Source organism: Streptomyces sp. NPDC096310, from assembly GCF_044763125.1.
Classification (GTDB): domain Bacteria; phylum Actinomycetota; class Actinomycetes; order Streptomycetales; family Streptomycetaceae; genus Streptomyces.
Window position 1 is genome coordinate 42,027 of the sequence record NZ_JBIWFO010000003.1, and the last position, 25,892, is coordinate 67,918.

Genomic DNA, 25,892 nt, shown 5'->3' on the forward strand with positions numbered 1-25,892 from the left:
ATGATCACGACCAGCGAGACGACCACGATCAGCAGGGAGCGCATGACGTGCGGCCCGTAGGCAGCAAGTACCTGCTCGATGAGCCGATCGGACGCGGCGCCACGGGCACCGTCTGGCGAGCCCGTCAGCGCGAGACCGCGGGAGCCGAGGCGTCCGTCGCGGGCCAGCCGGGCGAGACCGTCGCGATCAAGGTCCTCAAGGAGGAGCTGGCGAACGACGCGGACGTGGTGATGCGCTTCCTGCGCGAGCGCTCCGTCCTGCTCCGCCTGACCCACCCCAATATCGTGCGCACCCGCGACCTGGTGGTCGAAGGCGATCTCCTCGCCCTCGTCATGGACCTGATCGACGGCCCCGACCTGCACCGTTACCTGCGCGAGAACGGCCCGTTCAGCCCGGTCGCCGCCGCGCTGCTGACCGCCCAGATCGCGGACGCGCTCGCCGCCAGCCACGCCGACGGCGTCGTCCACCGCGACCTCAAGCCCGCCAACGTCCTGCTGAGGAACGACGGCGAGCGGCTGCACCCGATGCTCACCGACTTCGGCATCGCGCGCCTCGCGGACTCCCCGGGACTGACCCGCACCCACGAGTTCGTCGGCACGCCCGCCTATGTCGCGCCGGAGTCCGCCGAGGGCCGCCCGCAGACCTCCGCCGTGGACATCTACGGCGCGGGCATCCTGCTGTACGAGCTGGTCACGGGGCAGCCGCCGTTCGCCGGCGCGACCGCACTCGAAGTGCTCCACCGCCATCTCAGCGAGGAGCCCCGCCGCCCCAGCACCGTGCCCGAGCCGCTGTGGACGGTCATCGAGCGCTGCCTGCGCAAGGACCCCGACCAGCGGCCCAGCGCCCAGAACCTGGCCCGCGCGCTGCGGACCGTCGCCGCCGGGGTCGGCGTGCACTCCACGCCCGCCCAGGTCGACGCCGCGCTGGGGGTCGCCGCGCTCCTCGCGCCCGACCCGTCGCCCGCGGCCGTCCCCGGAGCGCCGGGCGGCGCCGCGGACCCGACCCAGGTCCTGCCGAACAACGCCGCCTCGTACGACCCGGCGGCGCCCACCAGCGTCCTGCCGTCCACCGGCCCCGGCGGCCCCGGCGGCCCCGGGTTCGACCCGAACGCGGCCACCAGTGTCATGCCGTCCGGCGGCCCCGGCGCGGGGCACGGACCCGGCGGCGCGGACCCGACCGCGATGATGCCGCCTGTACCGCAGGAGCCCGAGGGCCCGCACCCCTGGCAGGGCCAGTTGCAGGCCGCGCGCGACCGCAACGAGCAGACCCAGGTCCAGTACCTCGACCCCAGTCAGGACCCGCTGCGCCGCCGCCCCCAGCGCCCGCAGGGCCCCCGGCAGCAGCAGCCCCCGCCGTCCCAACAGCAGCGCCCGCCGCAGCCGCAGCACCAGCAGCAGCGGTACGCCCCGCCCCCGCCCCCGCCTCCGCAGCAGCACCAGCCCCAGCAGCGGTACGCACCTCCGCAGCCGCCGCCCCAGCAGGAGCCCCGGCGGCCCGAGCCACGTCAGCCACGCGAGCCGCGCCCGCCCCGGCAGCGCAGCGCGAACCCCATGCGCATCCCCGGCCTCGGCTGCCTCAAGGGCTGCCTCTTCACGATCATCCTGTTCGTCATCGCCGGCTGGCTCGTCTGGGAGCTGACCCCGCTCCAGAGCTGGATCGCCGAGGGCAAGAGCTACTGGACGGCGATCGGTGACGGGATCTCCACGGTGACGGACTGGTTCTCCCAGTTCAGCGGTTAGTGCCGGGAGGGACACCCGTGCCCCGCCCGGCACCGGAGGAGGGTGAATCCGAGGGGACGTATCCCCTCGGATCGCCGCATTTCCCCCCTTGGCGCGGGAGTTGATGCCGACCGACGCACGGAACGACCCGACTTCCGCGTACTTTGATGGGCAACGCCAGCCGCTGAGGGAGCAGTCTTGGCACGGAATATCGGCAGCCGGTACACCGCCCATCAGATCCTGGGGCGGGGCAGCGCCGGCACGGTGTGGCTCGGCGAGGGGCCCGACGGCCCGGTCGCCATCAAGCTGCTGCGCGAGGACCTCGCGTCGGACCAGGAGCTGGTCGGACGCTTCGTCCAGGAGCGCACCGCCCTGCTCGGGCTCGACCATCCCCGGGTGGTCGGCGTGCACGATCTCGTCGTGGACGGCAACGACCTGGCGCTCGTGATGGATCTGATCCGGGGTACGGATCTGCGCACCCGCCTCGACCGCGAGCGCAGGCTCGCACCGGAGGCGGCGGTCGCGATCGTCGCGGACGTGGCGGACGGACTCGCCGCCGCGCACGCCGCCGGCGTGGTCCACCGTGACGTCAAGCCGGAGAACATCCTGCTCGACATGGAGGGCCCGCTCGGTCCGGGCGGCGCGCACCCCGCGCTGCTCACCGACTTCGGCGTCGCCAAACTGATCGACACCCCCCGGCGCACCAAGGCCAGCAAGATCATCGGTACGCCCGACTATCTGGCGCCCGAGATCGTCGAGGGCCTGCCGCCCCGCGCGGCCGTCGACATCTACGCCTTGGCCACGGTCCTGTACGAGCTGCTCGCCGGGTTCACCCCGTTCGGCGGCGGCCACCCCGGCGCCGTACTGCGCCGCCATGTCACCGAGAGCGTCGTCCCCCTGCCCGGCATCCCCGAGGAGCTGTGGCAGCTCCTGGTCCAGTGCCTGGCGAAGGCCCCGGCGTCCCGGCTGCGCGCCTCGGAACTGGCCGCGCGGCTGCGCGAGCAGCTTCCGCTCCTCGCGGGCATCCCGCCGCTGGACGTGGACGAACCGGACGCGGAGCCCACGGAGCAGCCGTACGAGGAACCGGGCACCGCCGCCGAGGAGCCGCGCCGCAGGGGCGCGGTCCCGCTGGTGCCGGGCGCGGCCCCGGACTCCAACCGGGACACCCATACGAGCATGCGCGTCCCGGCGCCCGACGAGCTGGCGGGCGGCGCCCGCGGCACGGCCCGCGCACCCCGCTCCCCGGGCCAGCGCCGCCCGGGAAGCGCCCGGCACAAGGCGGAGGCGGTCCGCAAGCGCCGCATCACGCTGGGCGCGGCGGCGGTCCTGCTGGTCGCCGCGCTGGGCATCGGCGGCTGGCTCGCGATCAGCGGCGACGGCGCGGACGGCACCCCGCAGGACTCGAAACAGACGACCTCCACGCCCTGACGCGACGGGGTACGGAGTGATCTGACCCACCCGCTCCCCGTACGGTCCACTGCCGGCGCCGCCCGCGACCGGCGGCCGCTGACGGGTACGGCCGGCGCCCCGGAGGCGAACCGAGCCCCGAAAAAATAGGCGTTAGGCTGGTGCCGTGGCAGTCGTCGATGTATCCGAAGAGCTGAAGTCCCTCTCCTCGACCATGGGGTCGATCGAGGCCGTCCTGGACCTGGACAGGCTGAGGGCCGACATCGCCGTGCTTGAGGAGCAGGCCGCGGTCCCGTCCCTCTGGGACGACCCCGAGGCCGCGCAGAAGATCACCAGCAAGCTGTCGCACCTCCAGGCCGAGGTCCGTAAGGCGGAGGCGCTGCGCGGGCGCATCGACGACCTGGAAGTGATGTTCGAGCTGGCCGAGTCCGAGGACGACGCGGAGGCGCGCGCCGAGGCCGAGGCCGAGCTGGAGTCGGTGCGCAAGGCGCTGGACGAGATGGAGGTCCGTACGCTCCTGTCCGGCGAGTACGACGAGCGCGAGGCGCTGGTCAACATCCGCGCCGAGGCGGGTGGCGTGGACGCCGCCGACTTCGCCGAGCAGTTGCAGCGCATGTATCTGCGCTGGGCCGAGCGGCACGGCTACGGCACCGAGGTCTACGAGACGTCGTACGCGGAGGAGGCCGGCATCAAGTCGACCACCTTTGTCGTGAAGACGCCGTACGCGTACGGGACGCTCTCCGTGGAGCAGGGCACGCACCGGCTGGTCCGTATCTCGCCGTTCGACAACCAGGGCCGCCGCCAGACGTCCTTCGCGGGCGTCGAGGTGCTGCCGGTCGTGGAGTCCAGCGACCATGTCGAGATCGACGAGTCCGAGCTGCGCGTGGACGTGTACCGCGCTTCGGGCCCGGGTGGCCAGGGCGTCAACACCACGGACTCCGCGGTCCGTATCACGCACCTCCCGACCGGCATCGTGGTCTCCTGCCAGAACGAGCGCTCGCAGATCCAGAACAAGGCGAGTGCGATGAATGTCCTCCAGGCGAAGCTGCTCGAACGCCGCCGCCAGGAGGAGCAGGCGAGGATGGACGCGCTCAAGGGCGACGGCGGCAACTCCTGGGGCAACCAGATGCGTTCGTACGTCCTTCACCCGTACCAGATGGTCAAGGACCTGCGGACGGAGTTCGAGGTCGGTAATCCGCAGGGTGTGCTGGACGGGGAGATCGACGGATTCCTGGAGGCGGGAATTCGCTGGCGCAAGCAGCAGGACAAGTAAATTCACGCTTTGTCGACAAGGGAACTGCCGTCCGATGGGCGGCAGTTCCCTTTTACGTCACAGTTGCATCCCCGCACGCCGGACAACTCCCGTGATTTCGGGCATCGCACGCGCAACGACCTTGACGCGTATATGAAAAACGGGAACTCTGACGCGTGGCACGCGTATATCCGGGGCGCGTGAGACCGGGGGCGGCGATCACGGACCCCCAGCGGCCGCGGCCCCGGACGCTGCACCACTGACGAATGAGCTACTGGGGGTAGCAAGCAGATGACCAAAAAGACGCGGATCCGCGTGGCGCGTGTGGCGGCCGGCGCGGTAATCGCCGCGGGCGCCTCGCTGACCATCGCGGGCGCCGCTCAGGCCGCCGGTATCGGCGTGTCCGTCGAGACGGGCGTGGTCGATGTCGGCCTCGGCATCAACGACACATCGGCCGGCACGACCGACGGTGGCGGCGACCCGGGTGGCGTCGACAGTGGCGGCACCACGGACGGTGGCACCACGGACGGTGGCACGACGGACGGCGGGACCACGGACGGCGGGACCACCGATGGTGGTACGACGGACGGTGGTACGACGGACGGCGGGACCACTGATGGTGGCACCACGGACGGCGGGACCACGGACGGTGGTACGACGGACGGCGGCACCACCGATGGTGGCACCACGGACGGCGGGACCACGGACGGTGGTACGACGGACGGTGGCACCACCGATGGCGGGACCACCGATGGTGGCACCACGGACGGCGGGACCACCGATGGTGGTACGACGGACGGTGGCACCACCGATGGTGGCACCACGGACGGTGGCACGACCGACGGCGGCACCACCGATGGTGGTTCGACGGACGGCGGCTCCACCACCGGTTCCACCACGGGCGGTTCGACCGAGGGCACCACGGGCGGCTCCACCACCGGCGGTTCGACCGCCACGGGCGGCTCAGCCACCGGCGGCGACAACGGCGCCGGCACCTGCACCGTCGACCTCGACGGCGCCGCGTGCACCGACAACACCGACACCGACAACGCCGGCTCCAAGCCGGTGCAGCAGGGTGAGGCCAAGGAGGAGCTGGCGGAGACCGGCGCCGCCGAGACCTCGTTCCTGCTGATCGGCGCCGCGACCATGATCGCGGGCGGCATCGGCTTCCGGATGCTGCCGCGTCTGGTCGGCGGTGGCCGCACCGCCGTCTGATCACTCCACGGTCGTACGGCCGTGGCGGAGCGTGACCGCCTGACGGCGTGAGCGTCCCGCCACGGCGGAGACCGGAGCGCGGATCACGGCAGAAGGGCCCGGGCGCGATGCCCGGGCCCTTCGTCCTGCTCGTCCTACTGGTCTCGCTTGTTCCGCTCGTCCCGTACGCGTGTGCGCGATGTCACGCCGGCTGATACGTCACGACGAACGCCATCGCCGCGAGCAGCAGCACCACCAGTGTCAGCAGCGCCACGGGGCTGAGTCCCCCCAGGGGGCCCTGCTGCTCCAGGCGCTCCCGGTGTGCACGGCACACCCGGCATCTGCCCTCGGTGACCGGTCCCGCGCAGTTGGCGCACACCAATCGGTCGTAGGTCATGCGCATTCCTCCTCACCGCGCGGCGGAGCCGCATACAGCGTCTGTCCGCTCAACGCTCGGGGGAACACGACCGTTCCCCACCCCCACTGTGCCAGTTTCCGGCCGGTTCGGCGCGGCCGGACGGTTTCCGGTCGGGCCCTTACCGGTGGCGGTGGTCCCGTATCCGTGATAAATCGCCCAAGCCGGTCCCTGCCGGCCCCCCGGACCGGCCGAGCGCGGACCCCGGGAGCGGTCCGAGTTCGGATGCGGACTGCGCGTGCCAGTCGGGTTCGCGTAAGGTCTCGCTCACCTACTCCCGGCCGACCGTGGTGTGCACCCGTGATCCGATTCGACAACGTCTCCAAGACCTATCCGAAGCAGAACCGCCCTGCCCTTCGCGATGTCTCCCTCGAAATCGAGAAGGGCGAGTTCGTCTTCCTCGTCGGCTCCTCCGGCTCCGGAAAGTCGACCTTTCTCCGACTGCTCCTGCGCGAGGAGCGCACCAGCCACGGCATGGTGCATGTCCTCGGCAAGGACCTCGCGCGCCTCTCCAACTGGAAAGTGCCGCAGATGCGCCGTCAACTCGGCACGGTCTTCCAGGACTTCCGGCTGCTGCCGAACAAGACCGTCGCCCAGAACGTGGCGTTCGCGCAGGAGGTCATCGGCAAGCCGCGCGGTGAGATCCGCAAGGCCGTCCCCCAGGTCCTCGACCTCGTCGGTCTCGGCGGCAAGGAGGACCGGATGCCCGGCGAGCTGTCCGGTGGTGAGCAGCAGCGCGTGGCGATCGCGCGGGCCTTCGTCAACCGCCCCATGCTGCTGATCGCGGACGAGCCCACCGGCAACCTCGACCCGCAGACGTCCGTCGGCATCATGAAGCTGCTGGACCGTATCAACCGCACCGGCACGACGGTCGTGATGGCGACCCACGACCAGAACATCGTCGACCAGATGCGCAAGCGCGTGATCGAGCTGGAGAAGGGCCGTCTCGTGCGTGACCAGGCACGTGGCGTCTACGGATACCAGCACTGACCACCGGCGTTCCGCTCACTCGCGGGAACCGAGCCGTCGAGCCCGCCGTCGAGCCCTGAGTCACCGCCTCACCGAGCATTGAGTACCGAAAGCTGAAAGGACGCCATGCGCGCCCAGTTCGTCCTGTCGGAGATCGGCGTCGGTCTCCGTCGCAATCTCACGATGACCTTCGCGGTCATCGTCTCCGTAGCCCTCTCGCTCGCCCTGTTCGGCGGCGCGCTGCTCATGCGCGAGCAGGTCAGCGTGATGAAGGACTACTGGTACGACAAGGTCAACGTCTCCATCTTCCTCTGCAACAAGAACGACGCGGCGACCGCGCCCAAGTGCGCCAAGGGCGCGGCCACGGGTCAGCAGAAGGACCAGATCAAGGCCGACCTGGCCAAGATGGACAACATCGTCGAGACCGTCCACTACGAGACGTCGGACGAGGCGTACAAGCACTACAAGGAGCGGTACGGCGACACCCCCATCGCCGCGACGATCACACCGGACCAGATGCCGGAATCCTTCCGGGTGAAGCTGAAGGACCCGGAGAAGTACCAGGTGGTCGCGACCGCGTTCGCCGGGCGGGACGGGGTGGAGTCCGTCCAGGACCAGCGGAACATCCTGCAGAATCTCTTCGACCTGATGAACGGCATGAATATCGCCGCGCTCTGTGTGATGGCGTTGATGCTGGTCATCGCGTTGATGCTGATCGTCAACACCGTGCGTGTATCGGCGTTCAGCCGGCGCCGGGAGACCGGGATCATGCGGCTCGTCGGCGCCTCCAGTTTCTACATCCAGATGCCGTTCATCATGGAGGCCGCGTTCGCCGGGCTGATCGGTGGCGGGGTCGCCTGCGTGATGCTGCTCCTCGGCCGGTACTTCCTGATCGACCACGGTCTCGCCCTCGCCGACAAGATGCAGTTGGTCAACTTCATCGGCTGGGACGCGGTGCTCGCCAAGCTTCCGCTGGTCGTCGCGATCGGTCTGCTGATGCCCGCCGTGGCCGCTTTCATCGCGCTGCGCAAGTACCTCAGGGTGTGACAAGCGCCCTTGGCGTGGTGGCGACAAGCACCGTCCGGCCGGGTCGCGTTGTCCTAGACTCAACGCCATGTCGGGTTCCGAGTCGCCTCAGAGCGCCCGCGGTTTACGCCGCGGGGCGGCCCTGACATTGGTTTTCGCGACCGTGCTCGCCACGGCCGCCGCCACGAACTCCCTGCCGGGCACCGGCGCTGAGGCCCCGACCGACCGGGCCCGGCCCGTCTCCTCGACGGCCGACCGGGACGAGGTCGCACGGGCCGCCGCCGACGCCATGGCCAACGGCACCTCGGCCACCGAGGCCGCCGAGGAGGTCGTCAGCCGCAGCGGCGACCGCTGGGGCGCCGTCTACGACAAGCGGGAGTACGAGGAGTTCCGGCAGTCCCTCGACGGTACGTACACGGGTGTGGGGCTCTGGGCGCGAAGGACGGCGGGCGGCCTGGTCGAGGTCACCCGTGTCCAGCCCGGCGGACCCGCCGGGACCGCCGGGATCGGCGCCGGTGACATCATCCGGGAGATCGACGGCCGCGGTGTCGCGAAACGCCCGGTCACGGAGGTCATGGCGCTGCTCCGCGGTGACCGGACGGGCGAGGCCGGCGCCTTCGGCGAGAGCGCCGTGGGCACTCCGGTGGCGCTCGGCCTGGACCGTGACGGGCGCCGCTGGACCGAGCACCTGCGGCGCGCCCGGCTCACCACCGAATCCGTCACGGTCGACACGATCGAGGGCGGCGCGCTGCGGATCAAGGTCGGCGCGTTCACGAAGGGCACGGGCGAGCGGGTACGGGACGCGGTCCTGGACGCGCCGAAGGGCGCCGGTGTCCTCCTCGACCTCCGGGGCAACGCGGGCGGGCTGGTCAGCGAGGCCGTCCTGGCCACCTCCGCCTTCCTCGACGGCGGCCTGGTCGCCACGTACGACATACGGGGCGAGCAGCGCGCGCTGTACGCGGAGCCCGGCGGCGACACCGAGCGGCCCGTGGTCGTGATGGTCGACGGCGGCACGATGAGCGCGGCCGAGCTGGTCACCGGCGCCCTTCAGGACCGAGGCCGGTCCGTCACGGTCGGCACCAGGACCTTCGGCAAGGGCTCCGTCCAGATGCCGAGCAAGCTCCCCGACGGCTCCGTGGCCGAGCTGACCGTGGGCCACTACCGCACCCCGGCCGGCCACGGCGTGGACGGCCACGGCGTCACCCCCGACCTCCAGGTCAGCGAGGGCGCCCAGGACCGGGCCAGGACGGTGCTGAGCGGACTCGGCGGTACGGAGTAGGAGCCGCGCGACCCGGGAGCGGGGGCTCCGCCGCCCTCGGGCCCGTCGTCCACGGCTCCGTCGTCCAGGGGCTTCGTCGGCCACGGAGTCTCCGCCGCGTAAAGGAGTTGCGCGGGGGTGCGAAAATGGGGAGACCATGGCTAAGGAAAAAGGGCGCAAAATCATTGCGCAGAACAAGAAGGCGCGGCACGACTACCTCATTCTCGACACCTATGAGTGCGGTCTCGTGCTCACCGGCACCGAGGTGAAGTCCCTGCGCCAGGGGCGTGCCTCCCTGGTGGACGGCTTTGTGCAGATCGACGGGCACGAGGCCTGGCTGCACCATGTGCACGTCCCCGAGTACACCCAGGGGACCTGGACCAATCACAGCGCCCGGCGCAAGCGGAAGCTGCTGATGCACCGGGCCGAGATCGACAAGCTGGAGTCGAAGTCGCAGGAGACGGGGCACACGATCGTGCCGCTCGCCCTGTACTTCAAGGACGGCCGGGCCAAGATCGAGATCGCGCTGGCGAAGGGCAAGAAGGAGTACGACAAGCGTCAGACGCTCCGCGAGAAGCAGGACCGGCGCGAGACGGACCGGGCGATCTCGGCGGTCAAGCGGCGCGAGCGCGCCTGACCGGGCGGCAGGCGCGCGGGGCCCGGCGGGCGGTGCCTCGCCGGGGAATGGACTGGCCCCCGGCCGCGTTGGTCACGTACGATGGGCCGTGCACCCCACAGAGGGCGCACGTTTGAAAAATAAACATGGGGATGATCGGTTTCGACAGCGGATGTCGAAGCAGGGGAAGCGAGTCGAGGAAGCGGCAATGATCTCGTAAACCATATGTCGCAAACAATAATCGCCACTTCTAAGCGCGATTCCTCCGCCTTCGCCCTTGCTGCCTAATTAGCAGCTAGCGAAGACTCTGCGGAGTGTCAGCCCGGGGCTGTTCCCGACCCGGATCCTGGCATCAGCTAGGGGACTAAACTTCTCGGCCCGGTCACGGGGTCGAGAAGGAAATCAAACAGTGACTGAGCCCGTCGGAGACTTGTCCGTGTGATCTCCGGGGCCGAGAAAAGCACAGCGGACTGCACTCGGAGAAGCCCTGGTTCCGCACCGTTGGACGCGGGTTCGATTCCCGCCATCTCCACAATTCCCATGTGAGACGAAGGCCCCACCGCCCCGGCGGTGGGGCCTTCGTCGTGCCCGGGGCACGACGCCCGGCCATCGGCCGGCGGTGCGGTCACCGGCCTGGAATATAGAGAAAATATGGGCCGGGCCCCGGCGGGTATAGCCGACGACGCCATGATGGCGGGCGGTGGCTATCCGAAGGGAATTGATCCATGGCTGACGTCAGGAACGACCAGGGATTCGACCGCGATGGCGAACTTCGACGGCTCAACCGGAAAACGGTCGAGACGTACATGCACACCACGGGAGAGGACCGCCTGCGCAGGCACCTGCTCTTCACCGAGGACGGCAGCGGCGGCCTGTGGACCACCGACACCGGGGAGCCCATCGTCATCAGGGGCCGGGACCGGCTGGGTGAACACGCGGTGTGGTCGCTGAAGTGCTTTCCCGACTGGGTGTGGTTCAACATCGAGATCTTCGAGACCCAGGACCCGAACCGGTTCTGGGTCGAGTGCGACGGGGAGGGAAAGATCCTTTTCCCCGGCTATCCCGATGGGCACTACAAGAACCACTTCCTCCACTCGTTCGTGCTGGAGAACGGGAAGATCAAGCAGAACCGCGAGTTCATGAACCCGTTCGAGCAGTTGCGGGCGCTGGGCATTCCCGTACCGGAGATCAAGCGGGAAGGGATCCCCACCTGAGGGCGTCCCGCCGGCCCCTCGCTCCGCCGTCCGTTTCTCCGTTGCTCCGCCGTTCCGTTGTTCCGCGGTCCGTCGTCGCGGTTCCTGAAGGAGGTTTGCGCGCTGTGAAAGCCATGATCGCCTGGTGGGATCTCAAACAGTCCGACCAGACCATCGATTCGATGCGGGATTTCCTCCGTGACGAGGCCGTTGAGGCCTGGGCCGGAGTGCACGGGCTGCCGCTCAAGCTGTGGATCGCGGACCGGGAGAACGACCGCTGGGGAGCGGTGCTCCTGTGGGAGTCGGCGGAGGCCGCGGCCCCGCCCCACCCCCGCAGCGCCGCCGAGCTGATCGGCTATCCCCCCACCCACCGGACCTGGTTCGACATCGAGGCCGTGGTCGAGGGCGTTCACTCCCTGCCCGCCCTGGCCGGGCTGGGCCTGGCCCTGGAGAACTGACGTGAGAACCGAAGCGAACGGCACCTGGAGAGGCGTATGAGCGGCACCCAGCAGGAGACCCTTCCGCAGACCACCGATCCGCTGCCGCCGGAGTTCGAGGCGCCGCCGGCCGACCCGATCCCGCTCTTCCGCGCCTGGCTGTCGGCCGCTGCCGACAGCGGTGTACGGGAGCCGGGCGCGCTGGCGCTGGCCACGGCCGACGCCCGGGGCCGCGCCTCGAACCGGATCGTCCAACTGGGGCGGGTGACCTCCGACGGCTTCGTGTTCACCACGCACACCGGCAGCCGGAAGGGGCGCGAACTGGCGGCGACCGGCTGGGGATCGGCCGTGCTGTACTGGCGCGAGCTGAACCAGCAGATCGTGCTCAGCGGGCCGGTCACCCGGCTGCCCGACGCCGAGTCCGACGCGCTGTGGAGCGCCCGCCCGGTCGAGGCACAGGTGATGACCTCCGCCTCGCGCCAGAGCGAGCCGCTGGGCGATGTCGGGGACCTGCGCGCGGAGGTCGGCCGGCTGGCCGGCCTCGGCGGGCCGCTGCCCCGGCCCGGGACGTTCGCCGGATACCATCTCGCGCCGGACCAGGTGGAGTTCTGGCAGGGCAGCGGGGACCGTCTGCACGGGCGGCTGCTCTATCTGCGCGTCGCCGACGGCTGGGAGACCTCCCGGCTCCAGCCGTGAGGCACCGTACCGGCCACGACCGACGGAACGGCTGAACAAGGAAGGGGCGCCCGGCCACCAGGTGGCCGGGCGCCCCTTCCTTGTTCCGGGGCCGCGTCGGCGTCAGTCCCGGATGACGGTCTTCGTCCGCATGAGGAAGTCGGAGAGGTATCCGTCGTGGGGCATCCCGATGTCCGTCCAGTGGGTCGGGTGGCCGCCGAGGTAGAGATTGCCGACCGTCGGCTCGTCCACCAGCTCGTCGATGAGCTGTTCGTCCTCGGTGACCGCGGTGAGGACCAGCGTGTCGGCCAGCGGGGCGATGCCCTCCGCGCGCGTCCAGGGCGCCACCCACACGCACGGGTAGGGGAGTTCGATGGCGACCTGCGGCGCGTCGGACCGGTCGACCTGATGGACGGTGGGGCGGAGCACCGCACCGCCGTCGCCCAGCTCGTCCACGAAACCGGAGCCCCCCAGCCAGGCCCGGGTCCCCGACGCGTTGGAGAGCACGTACCGCTCCAGGGCGCGGGCGGGGGCGACCGCCTGGACGGGGAGAACGGCCTTGTCGTCCTCCGGCGGCAGGCTGGGGAGGGTGGCGAGCCGTTCCGCCAGAGCCTCGGCCACGGGCGCGGGGTCCCCCTCCACCAGCACCGCCGTGGCGTTCACGCACCCCGTGCCGCCGTGGTGGCTCACCGAGTCGACGATCATGTCCAGGTGCCGGCGCCAGTCGGCCTCGGCGGTCAGCAGGATCTTCGAGCGGCCCGGCTGCTGGCGCAGGATCGTGGGGTCGTCGTCGAACCTGCGGACGATGTCGTCGCCCCCGTACGCGAGATCGGCGCCGCGCAGCACGGCCTCGCCGGCCTCCTGCTCGGTGGGGAGCAGGACGACCTGGTCAGGACCGAACCCGGCCTCCCGCAGCGCCGTGATGAGCCGGTGCGGGGTGAAGGGTTCCCGGCGCGAGGGGCGCACGGCGACCCGGAAGCCCAGCGCGAGCGCTTCCAGCCACAGGCTGTGCGCACCCGGATGGACCCCGGAGACATGGACGGCGAGGACATCGCCGCGCCGCGCCCACACGGCCCGGCCGGTGCGGGTGAGCGGATCGCGCCAGCCGCCGACCGCCCCGGCGGGCCGGGCGTACTGCACGCTGTCGTACACGTGCGCGGCCCGGTGCGCGGCGTTGCGGGTGGCGGCCCGGATCACCGAGATCGGCAGCCCGGAGACCCGGCTCACCCGGTACTCGTACTCCGTCACGGACAGGCCGTCGAGGGTGGCCGTCGCGAACAGGGCGCCGGCCCGGGCGATCGCGGCGATCCGGGCGTCCGGGGCCAGGGGCACCGCCCTGTGCAGCGCGTTCATGGTCCGGGTGACGAACAGCGTGGGGACCAGGCCGAGTTCGGCGATGGGCCGGCCGGCCACGTCCTTGATGTCCTGGTGCTTGCGGGAGCGGTAGACGCCGGCCGGGCCCAGCGCGTCCAGCCGTACCGGATCGACGGCCGTGTCGGTACGCGGTCCGGTCATCAGTAGACCCCCTCGATGACGGCCTCGTCCTCGAAGTGCGTGACGGGGGCGATGTCGGCGACCGCGTCACCGATGGAGCCCGGCAGCGGGGCGACGCGGGTGGCGAGATCGCGCTCCAGGTTGTTGGGCAGCAGCAGCGCCTTGCTGACATGGTTCATCACGACCTGGCCGCGCTCGCCGTACCGGACGACCCGCTTGGTCTCCGGGTTGACGACCGAGAAGGTGACGTACGGGGAGAACGTGTCGAAGACGCACGGGTCGTCGTCGGTCAGCCCGAGCCGCTGGCCGGCTATGCCGAGGATCGTGGTGCTCCCGTAGTGACCGTAGAGGGTGATGTCGGGGAAGACCTCGGTGCGGTAGAGGTGGCGGGTGTCGGCGTCCATCTGGGTGCCGCCCCATCTGATCGCCCGTACCTTCCGGTTGACCAGATCGACGAGTTCGTCCCGGCGCGCCAGCCGCTCCAGCAGCGGGGGCGTGATCGCCATGACCCCGATGTCCTGCGTCCGCAGCACGAACGCCGCCTGGTCGACGATGTGTTCGGCGTACGCGTCCGCCTGCTCCGGTCTGCCCTCGGCGATGAGCCGCTTCACCCAGCGTGGGTCGAGATCGACGGTGTGGGCCATGGATCCGTGCGTGGCCGCCGAGCGGGCGACCAGCCGGCCGACGATATGCGGTCCGGTGGGGGTGATCCCGAGCCAGTGCGCGCCCCGGGGGAATCCGTGCGCGTCGAGGTTGGCGTTGCTCCAGGCGACCATCCGGTCCAGCCAGTCGCGCAGGCACACGACGCGTTTGGGTGCGCCGGTGGTGCCGCCGCTCTCGAAGACGCCCACGATCCCGGGGTCGTCGCCGTAGCCGCGCGGGACGAGATCCTGGGCCCGTACCTCACGCAACTCGTTGACGATGTTCGGGAAGAGCTTGAGATCGTCGTGGCTCTTGATGTCGCTCCGGGGATCGAACTCCAGGGTTGTGGCGCGCTCCAGCCAGTACGGCGACCCCGTGTCCGGGCTGAAATGCCATTCCATCGCGGCACGGATGAACTCGTCGGGGTCGGGCTGCGCGTCGAACGGAAGATCCAGAACCGGGTTGACCACTCGCGACACGGTGACTCCTTGTCAACTGATGCGGATTTCTTCGCTCACCTGGGGGCCGGGGAGACGCGCCGGGATCTCTCCTCAAGTCTTCCCGCCAGTTCGCTCCAGGTGGCGGCACATTCACGAGCGGCCTCGGACAGAGCGGTCAGCGCGTGTTCCGGAAGCGTGTCGATCAACTGCTCGTGCCGATTCGCGTAGAGGGACTGGGCGTCGAGCAGACGCAGCATGAACCGGCCCGCTTCGGTGAAGCGGAGGGAGGGGTCCTTGCGCAGAATGGCCAATGCCTGCCGGCCCGCTTTGGGAGGCAGGTGATGCAGGGTGCCGGGCGGGCCGTTCCTGGTTTTCCTGACCTTCCTGCCGGTCGCCTCCCCGGCCTCCTGGCGCGTCTCCCGCGGCGCGGATTTCCCGGCGGCGGGGAATTTGTGCCGTACGAGAACGGGGTCCTGGCCGCGTCTCAGTTTCTCCCGTACGTCGCGGACGGTCTCGGGTGAGATCCCGGCGAACTTGGCCACCTCGCGGAGGGAGCCCTCCGGATTGGCGCTCAGATATTCGGCGGCCAGCCGGCGGCCGCGTTCGCTGTTGAGCGGCCTGGCGCGGCCGTCCCTGCCGACCCGGACGAGCGGCTGGTGCGCCGCGTCCACCGTGCGCTTGCGCACCTCGCCGACGGTCTTGGGGGAGAGCCCGGTGGCGGAGGCGATCGCACGGTCCGACCACTGCGGGTGGGAGACCACGATGCGCGCGGCGGCGCTCCGGCGCTCCGCCAGGGTGAGCGGCAGCCCATGGCCGACGTTGAGCCGTACACCGAGCACGAACGCGTCCTGCTCGGTGCCGTCGAAGAAGTTCACGCGTATGGTGTGTTCACCGCGGAGGATCGCCGAACGCACCCGGTGCATACCGTCGATGATCCGCATGGTGGACCGGTGGACGGTGATCGGCGGCAGTATTCCCGCCGTCTCCGTGAGCGTCTGTACGTGGCTGCTTATCTCGCCGCCGATCCGAGGGGAATCCGCCGGGAGCAGTAGTTCCACCGGCACCATCTCGGTCACCGGTGTGTCCGGATCCGCAGTGTGCGAAAAGTCCCTGAGTAAGAGTTTTGTGGCGTCAGCGGCGGGCATCGATGCACATTCTCCCTTCAGTCTTCTGAGCGGCTGTCGGGCTCACCTTTCCGGGCCATCATCCGTTTTGCTTCTATACGCAGGCGGCGGCAGACTATACTTTTCCTATACTCTCCCGTCCTTCGTGGGCGGAACGGCGCCGGCCCGGCGTCCGGAGAAGGCGCCCGCCACTCAGGACAGCGTCCCCGAGCAGCCTGCACGACTGTGGGAAACCGGCAGTTGGACACCGGCGGACCGGTCGGCGCCGCGGCAGGGATTGCTTGGCGCGGCGGATGCCCGCTGGTAGCTTCACCGAAATGCATCCCTACGTAGTTGCCGACGCGTTCACGGAAACTCCATTGGAAGGCAATCCGGTCGCCGTCTTCTTCGACGCTTTCGATATTCCGGCCGAACGCATGCAGAAAATCGCCCGGGAGATGAACCTTTCGGAAGTCACGTTCGTACTCCCGGCGGAGAAGGGCGGGGACGCCCGTATACGGATCTTCACCCCGGTGAACGAACTGCCCTTCGCGGGCCATCCGCTGCTGGGCACGGCCGCCGTGCTCGGCGAGAACCGCACCGGTGACCGGCTGCTGCTGGAGACCGCCATGGGCGTGATCCCCTTCGAGCTGGACCGGGCCGACGGCCGGGTCACCGCCGTACGCATGCGGCAGCCGATCCCCACCTGGGAACCGTACGAGTACGCCGGCGAACTGCTCGCCGCGCTCGGCCTGGACTCCTCCACGCTGCCGGTGGAGGCCTACCGCAACGGGCCCCGGCATGTCTTCGTGGGGCTGCCCGACGTCGCGGCGCTCTCGGCGGTACGGCCCGACCTCCTCGCCCTCGCCAAGTTCCCCGACATGGCGGCCAACTGCTTCGCCCCGGCCGGCCCGCACTGGCGCAGCCGGATGTTCTCGCCCGCCTACGGCGTGGCCGAGGACGCTGCGACGGGATCGGCCGCAGGACCGCTCGCGATCCATCTCGCGCGCCACGGACAGAGCGACTTCGGACGGCGGGTCGAGATTCTGCAAGGCGTCGAGATGGGACGGCCCGCGACGATGATCGCCACCGCCCAGGGCACCGTGGAGCGGATCGGAACCGTCGAGGTGGGCGGGGCCGCCGTCATCGTCGCCCGGGGGACCTTGCAGGTGTGACATCCCCTTCGGGACCGGAACAAGAGGCCCCGGAGGGGGCCTGGTGGGGGCGGGCGCAGAGAGATGGCGGAAGAGACCGTGACCGAGTGGCCCCTGGTGGGCCGGGACACCGAACTGAAGAGGATCGGGTCAGCGGTCGGCAGGGGGCGCGGCGTCCTGCTCGACGGAGGCGCCGGCGTCGGCAAGAGCCGGCTCCTGCGGGCGGCGCTGCGCCGGGCGGCGGAGGACGGCGCCGAGGTGCGGTGGCTGAGCGGCGCGGGGCGGGGCGAGGAGGAGACGTCGGCGCTGCTGGCCGACTGGGCCGACGGATACGTGGGCGAATCGCTGGGCATCCCCGCGCACTTCCTCGACACCGCCTACCCCGGCGGGCGGCTCGTGCTCGGCCTGGACGACGCGCACCTCCTCGCCGCGGCGCCCGCCGCCCGGCTCCGCGGGCTGGTGACGGACGGCCGGGTGACCCTGGTGGCCGCCACGGAGGCCGGCGCCCACGCGCCCGACGGGATCAGCAGACTCTGGGTGGAACGGTCCGTGGAGCGGCTGGAGATCGGCGCGTTCGACCGCTCGGCGATGGCCGAGGCCGTCCACGCCCGGCTCGGCGGCCATGTCGTCGCCGCGGCGCTGGAGAGCCTGTGGAGATTCACCCTCGGTAACCCCCTCCTGGTGACGGAGGTGGTCGACTCCGCGGTGGCCGCGGGCGGCCTCCGCCGTGAGGACGGGGTCTGGCACTGGGCGGGCCCGGACCTCCCGCCGAGCCGCCGCCTGACCGATCTGGTCAATCTGCGCCTCGGCCCGCTCGCGCCGGACGAACGCGAACTGGTCGAGATGATCGCGCTCGCCGAACCGCTCGACGCCGGACTGCCGGTCGTCGCCGGACTCGCCCGCGCCGCGGAATCCCTCAACCGGCGGGGCATCGTCGTCGCGGAGCGCGGCGGACCCCGGCTGCGTCTGCGGCTGGCCTTCCCGCTGTACGCGCCGGTGCTCTCCGCCGCCCTGCCCGAACTGACCGGTGTGCGGTTACGGCGCCGGATCGCCGACGCCCTCGACGGCGCCGGAGCGCAGAGCGACGACGACCGGCTGCGGATGGTCGTCCTGCGGATCGACGCGGGCCAGCTCCCCGATGCCGAGCATCTCCAGTCCGCAGCCCGGATCGCGCTGCGGCGCCAGGAGTTCGTACGCGCCGAACGGCTCTGCCTTCTCGCCCTCCGGGCGCCCGGGGGCGACACCACCGTGCTGGCGCATCTGCGCGGGCACGCCCTCGCGGGCCAGCGGCGCCACGTGGAGGCCGAGGCCGTCTTCGACGCGGTGTGCGCCCCCGGCACCCCGGCCGCCGCCGCGCAGTCGGCCGAATTCGTGCCCGCGGTACGGGCCCGCGCGATCAACATGGCGTGGGGGCTGGGGCGCGTCGAGGACGCGGCGGCGGTCCTGGACGCGGCGGTCGCGGTGACCCCGGCGGCCGACCAGGGGCCGCTCCAGGAGACCCGGACGGTGATGAGCCTGCTGGCGGACCGGCTGGCGGAGGCCGCCGCGATGGGGGAAGCCGCCCAGGCCGCCCAGGCCGCTCGGACCGCTCGGGCCGCCCCGGCCGGGCGTCCCGGCGGGGCCGGCGCCCCGGCCGTACTCCCGCCCGCGGCCTTCGCCCGCAACGAACTGGGCGACGCGGCGGGCGCGCTCGCCCTCCTCGGCCACCGGGGCCCCGGACCGGAACCCCGGGACGACCAGGACGGGCTGACCCGTCAGCTGGTGACGGCGTGGGCCGCGATGCGGGGCGGCGCGATGGCGGAGGCAGCCGCCGTGCTGGACGGTCTGCCGGACCACGACGCCGTCGACGACCGCTCCCACGCCCTGCGGATCGCGACGGTCCGGGCCCGCCTGTACCGCGCCTCGGGGCGACTGCCCGAGGCGGTGGTCCTGCTCCGCCAGGCCGGCGCGCTGGAGAACACCTGGGACTGGCTCACCACGAAGGCCTGGTGCCTGGCCCAGTTGGCCGGGGCGCTGGCCGAGTCGGGGGAGCACGCGGAGGCGCTGCGCACCCTCGTCGAGGTCCGCTCGGAGGAGGCCGGTACGGTGCCCTACCCCGTCGCCTCGGACGGGGTGGCCCTGGAACGGGCCCTGGTGATCGCCCATGTCGGGGACTTCGCCGGCGCGACACAGCGGGCGATGGAGATCGCCGGGCGGGCGGCCACGGCGGGCCGCCGGTTCCAGGCGCTGGCCGCGCTGCACCTGGCGGCCCGGCTGGGCGAGGCGCGGGCCGTCACCGAGCGGGTCTCGGCACTGGCCCGCGAAACCGACTCCGAGCTGGCCGGACTCCAGGCCGGGCAGGTGCGCGCGCTCGCCGCCGACGACGGGAACGACCTCCTCGAACTGGCCTCCCGGGCCGACGCGATGGGGCTGGTCCCGCTGGCCGCCGAGCTGTGCGCGCAGGCCGCCCGGGCCCATGCCACGGCCGGACGCCATCGCAGGAGCCGGGCGGCCCGGGCCAGGAGCGTAGAACTGCTGGAGGGCACCGGCGGGACCCTGCCCCCGTGGGCGGCGCTGTACGGACCGGGTCCGGCGCCGCTCACCAGCCTCACCAGCCGGGAGCGCGAGGTGGCGGCGCTGGCCGCGTCCCTGCTCTCCAACCAGGAGATCGCCGACCGGCTGGTCGTCTCCGTACGCACGGTGGAGAACCATCTCCACCGCGTGTACGGAAAGCTGGGCGTCACGGCCCGGGCCGACCTCGCGCACCGGCTGGATCCCGGGCCCGCCCCGCAGCGGGGTCAGGCATGACGAGAGGCCCTGGGGCTCTTCGTCAGAGCACGATCTTCTGGTGCGATCCGATCAGTTCGTCGATGCGGCGGTCGGTGGCCTCGGGAACGTTCTCCTCGTTCCGCAGCAGTACGGCGATGAGGCGCCCGAGCTCCGCGCTCTCCTCGGCGGTGAAGCCCAGCCGGGTGATCTCGGAGACACCCAGCCGCAGGAAACCGTCGACGTTGATCCGGTGACGCCCGAGGTGGTCCCGGAGCCGCTTCGCGTCGTCCAGCGGGACATCGATCAACACCTGGTGGCAGTAGGTGAGTTCGGAAAAGTTCTCCGCGCTCACGCCGCGCAGCGCGATGCCCTCCTCGTGCAGCGACCGGGCGATGGCGCGCGCGTTCACGACCACCTGCCGCGCGTACTCCCGCCACGGGGTCTCTTCGAGGACGATCCCGGTCGAGGCGATCCGGGCGAGATGCGGGTTGCAGATGAGGGTGGGGCCGTTGAGCGGGGTGAAGTTGGACAGGGCCTCCACCCGCCGGTTGATCTCCTCGCTGTTGGTGAGGACGATGCCGCCCTGCGGGCCGGGGAAGGTCTTGTGCGTCGACCCCAGCAGCAGATCGGCGCCCTCGCGCAGCGGGTCCTGGTACTCGCCGCCGGCGATCAGGCCCAGGCTGTGGGACCCGTCGTACGCGACGATCCCCCCGTACGAGTGGACGACCTCGCTGATCTCGCGGACCGGCATGGGGTACGTCACGATCGACGAACCCAGCACCACCAGAGGCGGCTTCGCCTCCAGCAGGAGTTCGGTGGTCGCCGCCAGGTCGACCTGCCAGTTCTCGTCCGAGAAGGGCAGCGGCAGCGGCCGGCGGTTGAAGACCGCGTAGTCGAGCGGGTATCCGCCGCCGGGGAAGAAGGGAGGGATCCGTCCGACGTGGTCGTCGACCCCGGAGAGCGCGAAGACGACGGCCAGCAGGCTCATGTTGCCCGATATCGGCGACAGGTTGGCGTACTCGGCGCCGAACACCTCGCGCGCCAGGCCCGCCACGTACTCGGTCATCTTGCGGGACGGTTCCGTACCGGAGTAGAAGTCGGCCGCGTAGCGCTGCGAGATGTCCGAACCGAGCGGGGCCCTGGCCCGGTCGGTCATACGGTTCTCGCTCACGATCAGATTCAGTGAGTTCAGACGTGCCGCTTCGTGGGACGTGAGGAAGTCTTCGACGACGCGCATGGTGATTCCTTGTCATTGAGCGGGGGCCTGACACAGAAGAGGTCAGACGGCGGGGGGTCAGGAAGTGAGGGGTCAGACGGTGAGGAAGAGGTCGGTGATCAGCCGGTCGAGTACGGCCGACCCGTCCCGGGTCATCACCGACGCCGGGTGGAACTGCACCGAGGCGAACCCCTGGCCGCGCAGCGCGTGCACCTCCCCGTTCACGGGGTCGCGGCACACCTCGACGGCCGCGGGGCGCGCGGGAGGACCGGGGAAGGAGTCCCGGGCGCTGACAGCGGCGAAGGTGTTGTAGAAGTACACGGCCTCCCGCTGCCCGAAGAGGTCGATCTCCCGCTGCGCCCCCTGGTTGGGCACCTCTTTGCGGACGAGCTCCAGCCCGAGCACCCCGCTCAGCGCCTGGTGCCCGAGGCAGACGGACAGGAACGGCGTTCCCAGGGCGATCAGTTGACCAGTCACCTCGCGCAGATGGGTGACCTTGGGGTCGCGGATGTCGCGCGGGTCTCCCGGTCCAGGGCCGACGACGACCAGGTCGTTGCCCGCCAGGCGGTAGCCCTCGTCGAAGCGGCGTACGGTCACCTCCAGCCCCAGTTCCCGCATCAGGGCGGCGCCCATCGCGGTGAAGGTGTCCTCCGCGTCGATGAGCAGGGCCTTACGCCCGGCCAGATGCGGCAGATGCCTGCTCCGGGAGGCCGGCGGCTCCCGCCAGAACGGGGCCAGCGGCATGTTCCTGGCCGCCAGCGCGTGGGCGACCTCGGGCAGCGCGCCCAGGCGCGGCACACCGGGGGCGGGCCCCGGCGCGGGAACGGGGGCGGGGGCGACCGGGTCCGCGTGCAGGGCGGCGATCAGCCCGGCGGCCTTCGCCCGGGTCTCGGCGGCCTCGGCGCGCGGGTCGGAGTCGCGTACCAGCGTCGACCCCACGCCCAGTCGCAGCCGGCCGGTGCGGTCGATGTCGGCGGTCCTGATGAGGATGGCCGAGTCGAGCCGCCGGCCGCCCCGCGCGTCACGGCCCAGCAGCGCGGCCATCCCGGCGTAGTAACCCCGGCCCTCCGTCTCGTACTTGGCGATGACCCGGCAGGCGCTCTCCAGCGGGCTGCCGGTGACGGTCGGCGCGAAGAGCGTCTCGCGGACGGCGTCCCGTACGTCGCCGTCGAAGCGGCCCTCGATGAAGTACTCGGTGTGCGCGAGATGGGCCATCTCGCGCAGCCGCGGGCCGACGACCTGGGCGCCGCCGTCGCACACCCGGCTCATCATCTTCAGCTCTTCGTCCACGACCATGTACAGCTCGTTGGCCTCCTTGCGGTCGGCCAGGAAGTCCAGCACCCCGTCGCGGGAGGGGCCGGACGGCGGATAGCGGTAGGTGCCGCTGATCGGGTTCATCACCGCGGTGCCGTCGTCCAGCGTGAGATGGCGCTCGGGGCTCGCGCCGACGAACGTACGGCCGTCCACGTAGATCAGGAAGGTCCAGTACGCGCCGGACGTGTGCCGCAGCAGCCGGCCGAAGAGGGTGAGCGCGGTCCGCGCGGACCAGCCGCCGATCGTGGCGGTGAACGCGCGCTTGATGACGAAGTTGGATCCGGCGCCCGTGCCGATCTCGTTGGCGATGATCTGCCGGACGGTGTCGGCGTACTCCTCGTCCCCGGTGGTGAAACCGCTGTCCCGGACGTCGATGGGCACATCGGGGAGGTGGGCCAGCACCTCGTCGACCGGCAGGGCCGCCTGGTCGGTGACGGTCATGACGAGGAGCGGTTCGCCGTCGTCGTAGTGCTCGTACCCCCGCTCCCCGATCTGCCGGTAGGGCAGCAGCGCCAGCAGCTCGTGCCGGTCGCGCCCGCCCTCCGGGGGAAGCGGCAGATCGGCGGTGGTGGCGACCTCCGCCACCTCACCGGCGAGCAGGTCGATCAGGCCGGCGCCGTCCGCCTCCGGCCGGTGCAGCAGGGCGAACGACGCCGGCGGCGTCGGGCCCGTCACCGCGCGGAGCAGGCCGGGGCCGTCCTCGTACGCGGTCAACTCGGCTCCCCCGGGCGGGGGCCGCCCAGGGCGGCCAGTACGGTCGCCGTCGGCACGACCATCGAGCACCGGGTGGCCGCGTAGTCGACGGCCATCCGGTGGTGGTTCTCGGAGAAGTCCGCGACGGCGTCGGCGACGAAGAACGTCTGGATGTCGTGCGCGAACCCCTCGCAGGCGGTCTGGAGGATCCCGACATGGGCGTAGACACCGCACAGCACCAACTGGTCGCGCCCCCGCTCGCGCAGCAGCTCCAGCAGCGGCGTACGGAAGAACGCGCTGGGCCGCCACTTGTCCAGGACGATGTCGTCAGGACCGGGCGCCAGCCGGTCGGGCACGCCCCGGTGCTCGGGGGCGGTACTCATGCCAGGGCCCCAGAAGTCCTTGAGCAGACCGCGCTGTTCCTCGGTCATACCGCCGGGCTGCGCGGTGTACGCCACCGGGACACCGGCCGCCACCGCCGCCTCCCGGAGCGCGGCCACCTGGCCGACCAGCTCCGTCACCGGGGACTGCCCGGCGGGGAAGGGCCGGAGGAAGAAGTGCTGCATGTCGTGGACGAGCAGGACGGCACGGCGCGGATCGACCGTCCAGTCGGCCGTGTTCTCCGGCAGGGCGGCGGCGCTGGGCATGGGGTAGGGGGTGATCCGGGGGATGGCCGGAGCTGCCATGTCCGTTCTCCTTCCGTGATGCCTCGGACCGTCCCGGGGCGGCGCGGGCGGACCGGGGGCGAGGGGCGGGGGCGGGGCGAGGGGGCCGGGCGGGGGCGCGGCCGGCCGGTCCAGGGGTGTGGCCGGCCGCGGGGGGAGCGCCGTTCAGGCGGTGGTGTCGCCGGAGGAGCCGGAATCGCGGCGGATCGCGTCGATGTGGCGTGCCCAGCCGTCTACGGTCGGGTCGGCGACCAGGACCTCGAACTCCACCGGCAGCCCTTCGCGGCGCCAGCGGCTGCTCAGCCGCATGACGTCCAGGGAGCCGAGGCCGAGGAAGACGAGGTTGTCGTCGCCCGCGATGGTCAGCGGGTCGGTGTCGAGCAGCGCCGCGACGGCGGTGCGGATCTCGTCGGCGGTGCTGGTCGGCTGCTGGTCCATGGTGGTGTGCCTCTCTGCTTTCACCCGGCGGGACGTTCCGTGTCCGGCAGGCCGGGAGGGGAAGGGGCGAAGTCCGCTGCGGCGGGGGCGGGTTCGCCCCGGGCGATCGCCGCGAGGATCTTCTTGTCGGTCTTGCCCAGGCCCGTGAGCGGCAGCTCGGCGACGATCTCCAGGCGGTCCGGCAGCTTGTAGCCGGCCAGCCCCCGTTCGGTCAGCGCGGCCTTCAGCTCGGGCAGGGACGGGGGGTCGCCCACGGGGACCACGAAGGCGCAGACGCGCTCACCGAGGTAGTCGTCCGGTACGGGGACCACGGCCGCCCGGGCGATCGCGGGGTGGGCGAGCAGATGGCCCTCCACCTCGCCGGCGGAGACCTTGTCCCCGCCCCGGTTGATCATGTCCTTGATCCGGCCCTCGATCCTCAGGTTCCCGTCGGGCGTCAGCCGGGCCAGGTCGCCGCTGTGGTAGAAGCCGTCGTCGGTGAAGGCCCCGGCGTTGTGCTCCGGGGCGCGGTAGTAGCCGCGCAGCGTGTAGGGGCCACGGGTCAGCAGCTCGCCGACCGTGCCGGCCGGTACGTCCTGGCCCTCGGCGTCGACGATCCGGATCTCGTCGGCGGGGGAGATGGGCCGCCCCTGCGTGGTGAGTACGGTCTCGTCGGGGTCGCCGTCGCGGGTGAAGGTGATCAGGCCCTCGGCCATCCCGAAGACCTGTTGCACCCGGCAGCCCAGCTCGGGCGCGACCCGCGCCGCCAGCTCCGGGTGGAAGGTGGACCCGCCGACCTGGAGCGTACGCAGGCTGGTCAGGTCCGGCTTCAGCCACTCGGCGGCCTCCAGCCAGAGCTGGACGACGCTGGGGCCGACCGCGGTGATCGTCACCCCTTCCCGCTCGATGACGGGGAAGCAGCGCTCCGGCGTCGGGTCCTCCGCGAGCACCACCGTGCCGCCCGCCAGCAGGGTGCCGATCACTCCGGGGCAGCCCCAGGTGAAGTTGAACTCGACGGGCAGCACCGCGAGATACGTGTCGTCCTCGGTGAGCCCGATCGCCTCGACGGCGGCGCGTGCCATGTACCCGTAGTCGTCATGGGTACGCGGTATGAGCTTGGGCAGGGCGGTGGTCCCGCCGGAGAGCAGGAAGAACGCCACGTCGGACGGGTCGGGCGCGGGTGACGCCGGCGACGCGTCGGCCGCGGCCGGGTCCACCGCGGCCTCCACGGCGGAGAGCGGGACGATCCCCCCGGCCCCGCCGGTCCCGGCTTCCGAGGTCTCCACGGCCTCCGCGGTCTCCGAGGTTTCCACGGCCTCCGCGAGGGTGAACAGCTTGCGCAGGGTGCCGACCTCGTCGCGGATCCGGCGGGCGAGCGCCGGATGGTCGAAGCCGCGGTGGACGCCCGGGAAGACGTAACCGACCGCCCCGGACAGCTCGCACAGATGCCGGATCTCACTGGCCCGGTGCGCCGGGAGCGCGAACACCGGGTGGGCGCCCAGCCGGAACAGGGCGAAGCAGACCACCACGAACTCCGCCACATTGGGGAGCTGGACCACGACCCGGTCGGCCGGAGCGATGCCCTGGGCCCGGAAACCCGCCGCCATCCGGCGGGACCGGTCCTCCAGTTCCTCGTAGGACAGCCGGCGGTCGCCCTGCGCCAGCGCCGTCTTCCCGCCGTGCCGTCGGGCCGAGGCCGCCAGCATGTCCACCAGGGTCTCGCCGCGCCAGAGGTCCTCCGCGCGGTACCGCTCGGCGAACTCCTTCGGCCAGGGTGTGCAACCGTCGAGCATCGGCCGTCTCCTTACGATGGGTCACTGATGTCTGGGTGGGTGGGAGAGAGCGG

Annotated in this window: 22 protein-coding genes and 1 other RNA gene; 14 read left to right on the plus strand and 9 right to left on the minus strand. The window is 71.4% G+C overall.

Features of this window, described 5'->3' with window-relative positions:
- Positions 1–47: 47 nt before the first annotated feature.
- From ACIQ7D_RS08475 to ACIQ7D_RS08490, 4 genes are all read left to right on the plus strand, one after another.
- Entirely contained in the window at positions 48–1,739 is a 1,692-nt protein-coding gene (locus tag ACIQ7D_RS08475; RefSeq protein ID WP_403935198.1) for a protein kinase, read from the plus strand.
- 177 nt (positions 1,740–1,916) lie between these two features.
- A complete protein-coding gene (locus ACIQ7D_RS08480; protein ID WP_403935200.1) occupies positions 1,917–3,146 on the plus strand; it encodes a serine/threonine-protein kinase in 1,230 nt (409 codons plus the stop codon).
- 145 nt (positions 3,147–3,291) lie between these two features.
- Complete coding sequence (gene prfB / locus ACIQ7D_RS08485) at positions 3,292–4,398, plus strand: peptide chain release factor 2 (protein ID WP_403935202.1); 1,107 nt, start codon at positions 3,292–3,294, stop codon at positions 4,396–4,398.
- Positions 4,399–4,668: 270 nt separating this feature from the next.
- Positions 4,669–5,592 carry a hypothetical protein gene (locus ACIQ7D_RS08490; protein WP_403935204.1) on the plus strand — a complete coding sequence of 308 codons (924 nt, stop codon included), beginning with the start codon at positions 4,669–4,671 and terminating at the stop codon, positions 5,590–5,592.
- 181 nt (positions 5,593–5,773) lie between these two features.
- Here ACIQ7D_RS08490 and ACIQ7D_RS08495 read toward each other — a convergent pair whose 3' ends face one another.
- The gene (locus ACIQ7D_RS08495; RefSeq protein WP_403935206.1) at positions 5,774–5,968 is read right to left on the minus strand and encodes a hypothetical protein; all 195 of its coding nucleotides are present in this window, start codon (positions 5,966–5,968) and stop codon (positions 5,774–5,776) included.
- 318 nt (positions 5,969–6,286) lie between these two features.
- On the opposite strand from ACIQ7D_RS08495, the gene ftsE reads away from it, so the two are divergent.
- From ftsE to phzG, 8 genes are all read left to right on the plus strand, one after another.
- A complete protein-coding gene (gene ftsE / locus ACIQ7D_RS08500) occupies positions 6,287–6,976 on the plus strand; it encodes a cell division ATP-binding protein FtsE (protein ID WP_329826805.1) in 690 nt (229 codons plus the stop codon).
- Between the two features lie 105 nt (positions 6,977–7,081).
- Complete coding sequence (ftsX, locus tag ACIQ7D_RS08505) at positions 7,082–8,002, plus strand: permease-like cell division protein FtsX (protein WP_403935208.1); 921 nt, start codon at positions 7,082–7,084, stop codon at positions 8,000–8,002.
- 67 nt (positions 8,003–8,069) lie between these two features.
- Complete coding sequence (locus ACIQ7D_RS08510; RefSeq protein WP_403935210.1) at positions 8,070–9,260, plus strand: S41 family peptidase; 1,191 nt, start codon at positions 8,070–8,072, stop codon at positions 9,258–9,260.
- A gap of 136 nt (positions 9,261–9,396) precedes the next feature.
- On the plus strand, positions 9,397–9,876 hold the full coding sequence (gene smpB / locus ACIQ7D_RS08515) for an SsrA-binding protein SmpB (RefSeq protein WP_385006781.1): 480 nt from the start codon (positions 9,397–9,399) through the stop codon (positions 9,874–9,876).
- 127 nt (positions 9,877–10,003) lie between these two features.
- Positions 10,004–10,390: a transfer-messenger RNA gene (gene ssrA, locus ACIQ7D_RS08520) on the plus strand.
- Positions 10,391–10,580: 190 nt separating this feature from the next.
- A complete protein-coding gene (locus ACIQ7D_RS08525) occupies positions 10,581–11,069 on the plus strand; it encodes a PhzA/PhzB family protein (protein ID WP_403935212.1) in 489 nt (162 codons plus the stop codon).
- 113 nt (positions 11,070–11,182) lie between these two features.
- Positions 11,183–11,506 (plus strand): hypothetical protein, encoded by a 324-nt coding sequence (locus ACIQ7D_RS08530; protein ID WP_403936048.1) that lies wholly within the window; start codon positions 11,183–11,185, stop codon positions 11,504–11,506.
- A 36-nt stretch (positions 11,507–11,542) separates the two neighbouring features.
- Positions 11,543–12,181, plus strand: coding sequence for a phenazine biosynthesis FMN-dependent oxidase PhzG (gene phzG, locus ACIQ7D_RS08535; protein ID WP_403935213.1), 639 nt, complete (start codon positions 11,543–11,545; stop codon positions 12,179–12,181).
- A 102-nt stretch (positions 12,182–12,283) separates the two neighbouring features.
- Here the strand turns inward: phzG and ACIQ7D_RS08540 are convergent, their stop codons facing one another.
- From ACIQ7D_RS08540 to ACIQ7D_RS08550, 3 genes are read right to left on the minus strand one after another with little or no spacing between them, the layout of a single operon-like run.
- A complete protein-coding gene (locus tag ACIQ7D_RS08540; RefSeq protein WP_403935215.1) occupies positions 12,284–13,675 on the minus strand; it encodes an aldehyde dehydrogenase family protein in 1,392 nt (463 codons plus the stop codon).
- Positions 13,675–14,775: a phenazine antibiotic biosynthesis protein gene (locus tag ACIQ7D_RS08545; RefSeq protein ID WP_403935217.1), complete on the minus strand. Its 1,101-nt coding sequence runs from the start codon at positions 14,773–14,775 to the stop codon at positions 13,675–13,677. The genes ACIQ7D_RS08540 and ACIQ7D_RS08545 overlap by 1 nt, the downstream gene beginning before the upstream one ends.
- A 35-nt stretch (positions 14,776–14,810) precedes the next feature.
- Positions 14,811–15,803, minus strand: a complete 993-nt coding sequence (locus ACIQ7D_RS08550) for a ParB N-terminal domain-containing protein (RefSeq protein ID WP_403936050.1) — start codon at positions 15,801–15,803, stop codon at positions 14,811–14,813.
- Positions 15,804–16,177: 374 nt separating this feature from the next.
- Here ACIQ7D_RS08550 and ACIQ7D_RS08555 point away from each other — a divergent pair, with 374 nt between their 5' ends.
- Both ACIQ7D_RS08555 and ACIQ7D_RS08560 read left to right on the plus strand, forming a co-directional pair.
- The gene (locus ACIQ7D_RS08555) at positions 16,178–17,014 is read left to right on the plus strand and encodes a PhzF family phenazine biosynthesis protein (protein WP_403935219.1); all 837 of its coding nucleotides are present in this window, start codon (positions 16,178–16,180) and stop codon (positions 17,012–17,014) included.
- Positions 17,015–17,092: 78 nt separating this feature from the next.
- Positions 17,093–19,780 (plus strand): LuxR C-terminal-related transcriptional regulator, encoded by a 2,688-nt coding sequence (locus tag ACIQ7D_RS08560; protein WP_403935221.1) that lies wholly within the window; start codon positions 17,093–17,095, stop codon positions 19,778–19,780.
- A 22-nt stretch (positions 19,781–19,802) separates the two neighbouring features.
- Here the strand turns inward: ACIQ7D_RS08560 and ACIQ7D_RS08565 are convergent, their stop codons facing one another.
- From ACIQ7D_RS08565 to ACIQ7D_RS08585, 5 genes are all read right to left on the minus strand, one after another.
- On the minus strand, positions 19,803–20,978 hold the full coding sequence (locus tag ACIQ7D_RS08565) for a hypothetical protein (RefSeq protein ID WP_403935223.1): 1,176 nt from the start codon (positions 20,976–20,978) through the stop codon (positions 19,803–19,805).
- A 72-nt stretch (positions 20,979–21,050) separates the two neighbouring features.
- Positions 21,051–22,985 (minus strand): anthranilate synthase family protein, encoded by a 1,935-nt coding sequence (locus tag ACIQ7D_RS08570; protein WP_403935225.1) that lies wholly within the window; start codon positions 22,983–22,985, stop codon positions 21,051–21,053.
- Positions 22,982–23,650 (minus strand): isochorismatase family protein, encoded by a 669-nt coding sequence (locus ACIQ7D_RS08575; protein ID WP_403935227.1) that lies wholly within the window; start codon positions 23,648–23,650, stop codon positions 22,982–22,984. The genes ACIQ7D_RS08570 and ACIQ7D_RS08575 overlap by 4 nt, the downstream gene beginning before the upstream one ends.
- 144 nt (positions 23,651–23,794) lie before the next feature.
- Entirely contained in the window at positions 23,795–24,091 is a 297-nt protein-coding gene (locus tag ACIQ7D_RS08580) for a phosphopantetheine-binding protein (RefSeq protein WP_403935229.1), read from the minus strand.
- Positions 24,088–25,839, minus strand: coding sequence for a (2,3-dihydroxybenzoyl)adenylate synthase (locus ACIQ7D_RS08585; protein WP_403935231.1), 1,752 nt, complete (start codon positions 25,837–25,839; stop codon positions 24,088–24,090). The genes ACIQ7D_RS08580 and ACIQ7D_RS08585 overlap by 4 nt, the downstream gene beginning before the upstream one ends.
- Positions 25,840–25,892 lie beyond the last annotated feature (53 nt).

Coding starts and splice junctions, on each gene's coding strand:
- ACIQ7D_RS08555 (WP_403935219.1), top strand. CDS start 16,178: ATGCATCCCTACGTAGTTGCCGACGCGTTCACGGAAACTCCATTGGAA.
- ACIQ7D_RS08550 (WP_403936050.1), bottom strand. CDS start 15,803: ATGGTGCCGGTGGAACTACTGCTCCCGGCGGATTCCCCTCGGATCGGC.
- ACIQ7D_RS08540 (WP_403935215.1), bottom strand. CDS start 13,675: ATGACCGGACCGCGTACCGACACGGCCGTCGATCCGGTACGGCTGGAC.
- ACIQ7D_RS08525 (WP_403935212.1), top strand. CDS start 10,581: ATGGCTGACGTCAGGAACGACCAGGGATTCGACCGCGATGGCGAACTT.
- ACIQ7D_RS08495 (WP_403935206.1), bottom strand. CDS start 5,968: ATGACCTACGACCGATTGGTGTGCGCCAACTGCGCGGGACCGGTCACC.
- ftsX (WP_403935208.1), top strand. CDS start 7,082: ATGCGCGCCCAGTTCGTCCTGTCGGAGATCGGCGTCGGTCTCCGTCGC.
- smpB (WP_385006781.1), top strand. CDS start 9,397: ATGGCTAAGGAAAAAGGGCGCAAAATCATTGCGCAGAACAAGAAGGCG.
- ACIQ7D_RS08490 (WP_403935204.1), top strand. CDS start 4,669: ATGACCAAAAAGACGCGGATCCGCGTGGCGCGTGTGGCGGCCGGCGCG.
- phzG (WP_403935213.1), top strand. CDS start 11,543: ATGAGCGGCACCCAGCAGGAGACCCTTCCGCAGACCACCGATCCGCTG.
- ACIQ7D_RS08575 (WP_403935227.1), bottom strand. CDS start 23,650: ATGGCAGCTCCGGCCATCCCCCGGATCACCCCCTACCCCATGCCCAGC.
- ACIQ7D_RS08565 (WP_403935223.1), bottom strand. CDS start 20,978: ATGCGCGTCGTCGAAGACTTCCTCACGTCCCACGAAGCGGCACGTCTG.
- ACIQ7D_RS08530 (WP_403936048.1), top strand. CDS start 11,183: ATGATCGCCTGGTGGGATCTCAAACAGTCCGACCAGACCATCGATTCG.
- ACIQ7D_RS08510 (WP_403935210.1), top strand. CDS start 8,070: ATGTCGGGTTCCGAGTCGCCTCAGAGCGCCCGCGGTTTACGCCGCGGG.
- ACIQ7D_RS08585 (WP_403935231.1), bottom strand. CDS start 25,839: ATGCTCGACGGTTGCACACCCTGGCCGAAGGAGTTCGCCGAGCGGTAC.